Genomic DNA, 8,179 nt, shown 5'->3' with positions numbered 1-8,179 from the left:
GTACATCACCGCGATCTTGTCGGCGAAGGTGGAAGCCTCCAGCTGATCGTGGGTGACGTAGACCATGGTGATATTGAACTGCTCGTGGATCTGCTTGAGCTTGCGCCGCAGCTTCCACTTCAGGTGCGGGTCGATCACGGTCAGCGGCTCATCGAACAGGATCGCCGACACGTCGTCGCGCACCAGGCCGCGGCCCATGGAGACCTTCTGCTTCTCATCGGCGGTGAGGTTGCGCGCCTTCTTGTGCAGCAGCGGGTGCAGTTCCAGCACCTCGGCTATCTCGTGCACCTTGGCCAGAATCTTGGCTTCGGCCATGCCCTGGTTGCGCAGGGGAAAGGCCAGGTTGTCGAACACCGTCATGGTGTCGTAGACCACCGGAAACTGGAAAACCTGGGCGATATTGCGCTGTTCGGGGTGCAGCTGGTTGACCACCTTGCCGTCGAACTGCACCTCGCCGTGGGACGGGCTGAGCAAGCCGGAGATGATATTGAGCAGGGTCGACTTGCCGCAGCCGGACGGCCCCAGCAGCGCATAGGCACCGCCCTGGGCCCACACATGGTTCATCTCGCGAATGGCGTAATCGGCCGCACCATTGGGCGCGCGGCTGTAGCTGTGGGCCAGGTTGTGCAAACGGATCTCGGCCATCAGGCGACCCTCCCTAAACGGCGAGTCGGCGCCTGGATCAACTGCCCATCGGCAGTGAAGACGAACAGCTTGTGGGTGGGGATATAGATGAGGATCGGCGTATCCACGTCGTACTCGTGCACCCCCGGCAAGTGCAGCACCAGGACGAACTGTTCGTTGCGCACGTGCAGAAAGGTTTCCGAGCCGCTGATTTCCGCCAGCTCGACTGTCACCGCCAGCTCCAGGTCGTCGTCGTTGGACGGCACCAGGCCGATATGGCTGGGGCGCACGCCGAAACGGTATTCGCCCTCGGCTATGCCCTGCAGGTCCGGGTTGAGCGGGAAATGCACGGCATCGGCGAAACTCACCTCGGTGCCGCTGATACGGCCCGGCATCAGGTTGATCGCAGGCTCCGAGAACAATTCGGCGGCCAGCACCTGTTGCGGACGATGGTAGACCTCAGGCGTCTTGCCGCTCTGCACCACCCGCCCCTCGTGCAAAATGGTGGTGGTTCCGCCCAAGGCCAGGGCCTCGTTGGGCTCGGTGGTGGCGTAGATGGCGATGGTATGGCGGGCCTGGAACAGCTCGCGCATCTCCTGGCGCAGCTCTTCGCGCAGCTTGTAGTCGAGGTTGACCAGCGGCTCGTCGAACAGGATCAGCGAGGCATCCTTGACCAGGGCGCGAGCCATGGCCGTGCGCTGCTGCTGGCCGCCGGACAGCTCCAGCGGATAGCGCGCAAGCAAACCCTCGATGCGCAGCATCTGCGCGGTGGCATGCACCTTCTCGAGGATGTCGGCGTTGCTCACCCCGGCCTGGCGCAGGGGCGAGGCGATATTCTCGAATACCGTCAGGGTCGGGTAGTTGATGAACTGCTGATAGACCATGGAGACGTTGCGCTGACGCACCGGCACCTTGGTCATGTCCGCGCCATTCATCAGGATGCGGCCGCTGCTCGGCTGGTCCAGGCCCGCCATCAGACGCATCAGGCTGGTCTTGCCGGACAGGGTGCGGCCAAGCAACACATTGAAGGAACCGGGTTCGAAGCTCAGGCAGGCATCGTCTATATGCACCTGCTGATCGACGATACGCGTGACATGTTCCAGGGTAAGCGACATGGGACGTCCTTTTTTCTTGTTCTCTGCCGCTTACAAAGCGAGTTCCGTGCCAACCACCCACACCGCTCGCTAAGACTTTGATTTACAAGGATAGGACATTAACCTGCAGCTGTTCACAGCACAGCGACTGAACAACTTTGCACAGTAGCCACTGAACAACTGAACAACGGCGGCGTTGACATTGAACAGTCATAGGCGACACTGGGCGCGACCCGACAGAGAGCGGGAACCGATAACAACAAGAATCCCAGCGAGACCCCTGTCATGGCTGAAGCTGCCGCTGCCCTGCCCCACGACCGCATCATTCAGGACTCCTGGTCGCGCTGCCGCGACTTCGGCCTGACCCACCAGAGCCCACCTATCTTCACGCAGCCGAGCCCCGGCGAGGTGTCCGCCCTGCTGGAAAGCCAGCATGCCCTGGTGCAGACCACCCACAAGGAAGTGCTGCCCTACTACGGGAATATCCTGGCCAACTCCAATTGCCTGATCATGCTCGCCGACCACCAGGGCCAGGTGCTGCAGTCCTGGGGCGACCAGCGCTTTATCGAGCCCAGCCGCGCGCCCGGTTTCGTCTCCGGGGCCAGCTGGCTGGAGCGTTATACCGGCACCAATGCCATAGGCACTGCCCTGAGCTGCGGCCAGGCCGTGCATATCCAGCACGACGAGCACTTTCTCAAGGCCAACCGTTTTATGACCGGCTCGGCCTCGCCGATCTTCGACGAGCAGCGGCAGATGATCGCGGTGCTGGACGTTTCCAGCGACAGCTACCTGCCGCCCTCCCACACCCTGGGCATGGTCAAGATGATGAGTCAGTCGGTGGAAAACCGCCTGATCCTCAACCTGTTCCAGCAGCGCTACTTCCAGCTGACCTTCAACACCAGCCTGAACAACCTCGACAGCCCCTGGGCCGGGCTGCTGATCTTCGACGATCAGGGCCAGGTGGTGTCCGCCAACCGCCGTGCCGACAGCCTGCTCGGCGTCGGCCTGGCGCGGGTGAATATCGAAAGCCTGTTCGATGTGCCGCTGCGCCATCTGCTCAACCAGCCCGAAGCCCAACCCTTCAACCTGCGCGCCGGCGGACGTTTCCGCTTCCACGCCCAGGTCAAACGCCCGCAGCAACCCGCACCCATCCAGGCCCGCGACTTCCGCCCGGCCGCGCCAGCCGAGCCGACTAGCAAAGGCCTTACCCTGGCCTCGATCAACCTGGGCGACCCGCGCGTGGACAAGGCCGTGCGCCAGGCCGAGCGCCTGTTGGAAAAGGATATTCCGATCCTGGTGCATGGCGAAACCGGGGTGGGCAAGGAAGTCTTCGTCAAGGCCCTGCACCAGGCCAGCTCGCGCGCCAGCCAGGCCTTTATCGCGGTCAACTGCGCGGCGATTCCCGCAGAGTTGGTCGAATCCGAGCTGTTCGGCTACGAGAAAGGCGCCTTTACCGGCGCCAACCAGAAAGGCAGCATCGGCCTGATCCGCAAGGCCCATAAAGGCACGCTGTTTCTCGACGAAGTCGGAGATATGCCCCTGCGCGTACAGGCGCGTCTGCTGCGCGTATTGCAGGAGCGCTGCGTACAACCCCTGGGCAGCAGCGAGCTGTACCCGGTGGACATCCGCCTGATCTCCGCCACCAATCGCCCGCTGCGTCAGGATGTGGACAGCGGCCTGTTCCGCCAGGACCTCTACTACCGCATCAGCGGCCTCAACCTGGAGCTGCCGCCACTGCGCGAACGCAGCGACAAGGCCGCCATGGTGCAACGCATCTGGGACTACCACCGCGAGCCGCAGCAATGGGCCGGACCGAGCCCCGAGGTGCTGGCCCTGTTCGAGCGCCACCCCTGGCCGGGCAACCTGCGCCAACTGAGCAGCGTGCTGCAGATCGCCCTGGCCATGGCCGACGACCAGCAGATTCGTCCAGAGCATCTGCCGGATGATTTCTTTGCCGATCTGCAGGAGTCGCCTGGCCAGGCTGAGCAGCCCAGCCCTGCCCCTCAACCAGCCCTGACTGCGGCCGGTGAGGCCGATCTGGTCAGCCAGTTCCAGGCCTGCGGGGGAAATATTTCGTATTTGGCGAGGAGCCTGGGGGTGAGTCGCAACACGCTGTATAAGCGGCTGCGAGAAAACGGGCTAAAGGCCTAGATCGCTACGGATGCTCTGCCCTATAAATAAACCCGCCCTCTTTTCGTGGTACGTCGGGGGCGCGGTAATTCGTAGGGTGGGTTAGTGGCGCAGAGGCGGGTTGGCAAAACAACTGCGCAATTGGTGCGCCACGTAACCCACCAGATGGGGCAGGCCGATCACCGCTTGGTGGGTTACGCGGCGCACGGGCTTCGCGGTGAAATTTCGACCTTAGGTTGCGCCGCTAACCCCGCCTACAAAAGCTGCGTGCAACACCTAATTGGGACATCGCCAATCACAGCCCCCAGCTCAGCGCCAGCCAGCCGTCGTCATCCAGACTGAGCTCGGCGCCGAAGCGGCGCACCTCGGGCGCCAGGCGCTGCAGCAGCCACTGGCGTTCTTCCCCGCTGGCCTCCTGCAGGCGCATTCGCGCGATCCGCAGCGGCACCAGGCGCAGGGCACACAGCTTGCCGCTGCCGGCCTCCAGTTCGGCCAGGTAGAGCAGGCGCAAGTCGTCCCGGTAGGCCTCATGACCGCCTATGCCTTCGTAGTCGTTGAGCAGGTCGCCGCAGCCGTAGAGGATCAGCCGCCCGTGGTACACCTCCAGGGCCTTGGGATGATGCGAGGAGTGGCCATGCAGCAGATCGACGCCGCCCTCCTCGATCAGCCGGTGGGCGAACTCCTGTTGCGCTTGCGGGATGTGATAGCCCCAGTTGCCGCCCCAGTGCACCGAGAGGATGAGCAGGTCGCCAACCTGCTTGTGCCGCCGCAGGCGGGCGGCCAGACGCTGCGCCGAGGCCGCCGAGAGATCGGACAGGAAGCTCAGCCCCGGGCGCTGGGCGCCGGCGGCCCAGGTCGGTGGTATGCCGCTGTCCGCCAGGCCCACCGCGAACACCAGCACGCGGCCCTTGCCGGGAATGGCGAACAGCGCCGGGCGCTCGGCCTGGTCGCGGTCCACGCCGGCGCCTGCCGTCTGCAGGCCAGCCGCGTGCAGGCTGGCGAGGGTCTCCCGCAGGCCGGGGCGGCCCCAGTCCAGCACATGGTTGTTGGCCAGGCCGCAGCAGTGGATGGCGGCCGCCTGCAGGCAGGCGAGATTGGCCGGGTGCATGCGGTAGTTGATGCCCTTGCCCGGCCAGGGCCGCGGGTGTCGGGTCACCGCGCTTTCCAGATTGATCAGGCGCAGGTCCGGCGCGGCCCGCGCCAGCACCTCCAGCGCCACTCCCCAGGGGTAGGCCGGCGCCACTGGCGCAGGGATCGGGCCGTTGCGCCGTTCGGCCAGGCGCACGTACTCCCGCGCGTCCTCGACCCAGGCCTCGTACAGCCGCGGCGCCGAAGGGTGGGCGAGCACCTGGTCGAGGCCGCGCCCGGTCATCACGTCGCCGCTGAGGAACAGGCTGAGCGGCGCTCTGCGAGTTGCGTCGGGGCTGGCCATCTGGGCATGCCTCCTGCGAGGGGCGGGCGACTCACGCCGCTTGCCTCCAGGGTAAGGCGATTTTCCTGCGGCGCCCAGCGCTCGCGGCAATCGCCAATCGCCAACGAAACAGCCGATGGGTAGCGCTTCGCTCAACCCATCCTACGAAACTCAACCCATCCTACGGAATTGCGGTTCGGTAAAGGCCGCCTATGCGCCCAGCCCATGCAGTGAGGCAAATGCTGCCGCCGGGCAGGAACGTCAGGCCTTGCCGGGCCCTGGCGGGTACCTCGTTCAGTCTGTCGGGGTTGGCCGCTCCAGGGTTTTGACCTGGTTGCGCCCTTGGTTCTTGGCGCAATAGAGGCCCTGGTCGGCCAGTTGGAGCAGCAGTTTGGAGGACTCGCCCTGTTGCGGTGTCAGGGTCGCGCCTCCGATGCTCAGGGTCGCGACGGAGCCGTGGCTGGGGGTGCTGTGGGGAATACGGCGGGCCAGTATGGCTCCGCGGATCTTCTCGGCCACCACCCGCGCTCCAGCCGCAGCAGTGCCCGGGAGCAAGACCACGAACTCATCGCCACCGTAGCGCGCCGCTATGTCGGCCGGCCGCGTGCAGTGCTCGCGCATGGCGGCAGCCACATGACGCAACAGCTCGTCGCCGGCCAGGTGGCCCAGTTCGTCGTTGTAGCTCTTGAAGTAATCGACATCGATAAACAGCAGCGACATCAGGCTCTGCTCGCGCTGGGCGCGCAGCCACTCCATATCGAAGTATTCGTCGAAGTGACGGCGGTTCGACAGGCCGGTCAAACCATCGGCGTTCATCAAGCGTTGCAGCACCAAATTGGTCTCCATCAGGCGCTGCTGACTTTCGCGCAGGGCCCGGTAGGCCTCGTCGCGCTGCAGCAGGGTCAGGTAGGAGCGCGAGTGGTAGCGGATGCGCGCGATCAGTTCGATGGCATCTGGCAGCTTGACCAGGTAATCGTTGGCGCCGGCGGCAAAGGCCGCGCTCTTCACGCCGGGGTCATCCTTGGTGGACAAGACGATAATGGGAATATCCCGGGTACCCGGATTGGCGCGGTATTCCCCCACCAGGGTCAGACCATCCACCCCTGGCATGATCAGGTCCTGGAGGATCACCGTGGGCTTGATCTGGATAGCCTGGGCGATGGCCTGGTGCGGGTCGGCACAGTAATGGAAATCGATGTTTTCCTGCTCGGCCAAGCTGCGCCGCACCGCCTCGCCGATCATCGCCTGATCGTCGACCAGCAACACCATCGCGGCATTCTCATCGAGCGTCAGAACCGATCTATCGCGTGGATCGTTCACATTAGCTCCCTGGCCGCCTTCGAGATTGGCGGCCACGTTTTTGTGGCTAGGCAAAAAACTCCAACAACCGCGGTGCTATCCCCTGCAAGGGGCAAACTTCGACGGCGGCGCCCAGCCCCACCGCCGCCTTGGGCATGCCGTAGACGGCGCTGCTCTGCTGGTCCTGGGCGATGGTCAGAAAGCCCCGTTCGCGCATCTGTTTGAGCCCCTGGGCGCCATCCCGGCCCATGCCGGTCAACAGCACGCCAACCGCCTGGCCACGCCAGTGTTTGGCCACGCTTTCGAAGAACAGGTCGATGGATGGACGGTATATAGAGTAGTCACTGGGGTCGGCCGTGTAGGCCAGATGGCCATTTTTCAGCAAGCGGATATGCTGGTTGGTGCCCGCCAGCAGGGCCACGCCCGCCTGCGGGGGTTCGCCATCGCGGGCCAGGCGCACCGGCACGCCGGACTCCCGGGCCAGCCAATCGGCCATGCCGGCGGCAAATACCTGATCGACGTGCTGCACCAGCACTATGGCCGCCGGGAAGCCGGCCGGGATGCCGCGCAGCAACTCGGCCAGGGCCGCCGGACCACCCGCCGAGGCCCCTATGGCCACCAGACACTGCGCCACCCCGCTGGCTAGAGCCGGCGTGACCGGACTCGCCTCCTTCTCGCGCTGCCCGAGCAGCCAGCCGATATTCTGAATCTTGCGCAGCAGCGGCGCGGCGGCCTCGGCCGCGCTACCCATGCCCAGGGCTGGGGTATTGACCACATCCAGCGCACCATGGCCCATGGCCTCGAACACCCGGCGCATATTCTGCTCGCTGTCGCCGGTCACCAGCAGGATCGCGCAAGGCGCTTGCGCCATGATCTGCCGGGTCGCCTCGACACCGTCCATCAGCGGCATCAGCAGGTCCATCAGCACCAGGTCGGGGGGCTGCGCCACGCAGCGGCGCAGCGCCTCGGCGCCATCGCCCGCGGTCCAAATGACCTCATGCTTGGGCGCGAAGGCCAGCGCCCGCCGTAGCGCCTCCACCGCCATCGGCATGTCGTTGACTATGGCGATCTTCATAGGGGCGCCCCGATCAACATGCTCACCGCATCGAGCAGCGCCTCGTCGTGGAAATTGGCCTTGGCCAGGTAATAATCGGCGCCCGCCTCCAGGCCGCGGCGGCGGTCTTCCTCACGGTCCTTGTAGGACACCACCATCACCGGCAGAGACTGCAGCCGGTGGTCGCGGCGCAACAGGGTCACCAGTTCGATGCCGTCCATGCGCGGCATGTCGATGTCGGTGATCAGCAGATCGAAATGCTCGGTGCGCAGCGCATTCCAGCCGTCCATGCCATCGACCGCCACCGCCACCTGGTAACCGCGATTGAGCAGCAGCTTGCGCTGCAGCTCGCGCACGGTGAGCGAGTCGTCGACCACCAGCACCCGCTTGCGCGCCGCGCCGAGGCCCTGGGCGCCACGGTCGATGCGTTCCAGGCGGCCGCTGCTGAGCAGCTTATCCAGGGCGCGCTGCAGGTCCTCGATATCCAGGATCAGCACCGGCGCGCCGTCGTCCAGCAGGGCGCCGGCGGCCACGCTCTGCAGCTTGCCCAGGCGCGGGTCGAGCGGC

At 65.2% G+C, this 8,179-nt stretch carries 7 protein-coding genes; 1 reads left to right on the top strand and 6 read right to left on the bottom strand.

The genetic code is table 11. The annotated features are described in order from the left end of the window. Positions 1-645, bottom strand: a 645-nt coding sequence (locus tag Q8Q83_RS18725; protein WP_305625640.1) for an ABC transporter ATP-binding protein, incomplete at its 3' end; no start/stop codon positions are given. Then, positions 645-1,739, bottom strand: coding sequence for an ABC transporter ATP-binding protein (locus Q8Q83_RS18720; RefSeq protein ID WP_305625639.1), 1,095 nt, complete (start codon positions 1,737-1,739; stop codon positions 645-647). The genes Q8Q83_RS18725 and Q8Q83_RS18720, both read right to left, overlap by 1 nt. Before the next feature lie 264 nt (positions 1,740-2,003). Here Q8Q83_RS18720 and Q8Q83_RS18715 point away from each other — a divergent pair, with 264 nt between their 5' ends. After that, positions 2,004-3,869, top strand: a complete 1,866-nt coding sequence (locus tag Q8Q83_RS18715) for a sigma-54-dependent Fis family transcriptional regulator (protein WP_305625638.1) — start codon at positions 2,004-2,006, stop codon at positions 3,867-3,869. Between the two features lie 274 nt (positions 3,870-4,143). On the opposite strand, the gene Q8Q83_RS18710 is transcribed toward Q8Q83_RS18715, so the two are convergent. The 4 genes from Q8Q83_RS18710 to Q8Q83_RS18695 form a co-directional block, all read right to left on the bottom strand. Next, positions 4,144-5,280: a CapA family protein gene (locus Q8Q83_RS18710; protein ID WP_305625637.1), complete on the bottom strand. Its 1,137-nt coding sequence runs from the start codon at positions 5,278-5,280 to the stop codon at positions 4,144-4,146. A 273-nt stretch (positions 5,281-5,553) separates the two neighbouring features. Then, on the bottom strand, positions 5,554-6,528 hold the full coding sequence (locus Q8Q83_RS18705) for a diguanylate cyclase (protein WP_371132438.1): 975 nt from the start codon (positions 6,526-6,528) through the stop codon (positions 5,554-5,556). A 97-nt stretch (positions 6,529-6,625) separates the two neighbouring features. Further along, the gene (locus Q8Q83_RS18700; protein ID WP_305625635.1) at positions 6,626-7,633 is read right to left on the bottom strand and encodes a chemotaxis response regulator protein-glutamate methylesterase; all 1,008 of its coding nucleotides are present in this window, start codon (positions 7,631-7,633) and stop codon (positions 6,626-6,628) included. Next, positions 7,630-8,179, bottom strand: a 550-nt coding sequence (locus tag Q8Q83_RS18695; RefSeq protein WP_305625634.1) for a response regulator, incomplete at its 5' end; no start/stop codon positions are given. The genes Q8Q83_RS18695 and Q8Q83_RS18700, both read right to left, overlap by 4 nt.

The sequence above is a fragment of the Pseudomonas sp. genome, from assembly GCF_030696055.1.
GTDB lineage: Bacteria > Pseudomonadota > Gammaproteobacteria > Pseudomonadales > Pseudomonadaceae > Aquipseudomonas.
This window is presented reverse-complemented; position numbering and strand designations above follow the sequence as displayed.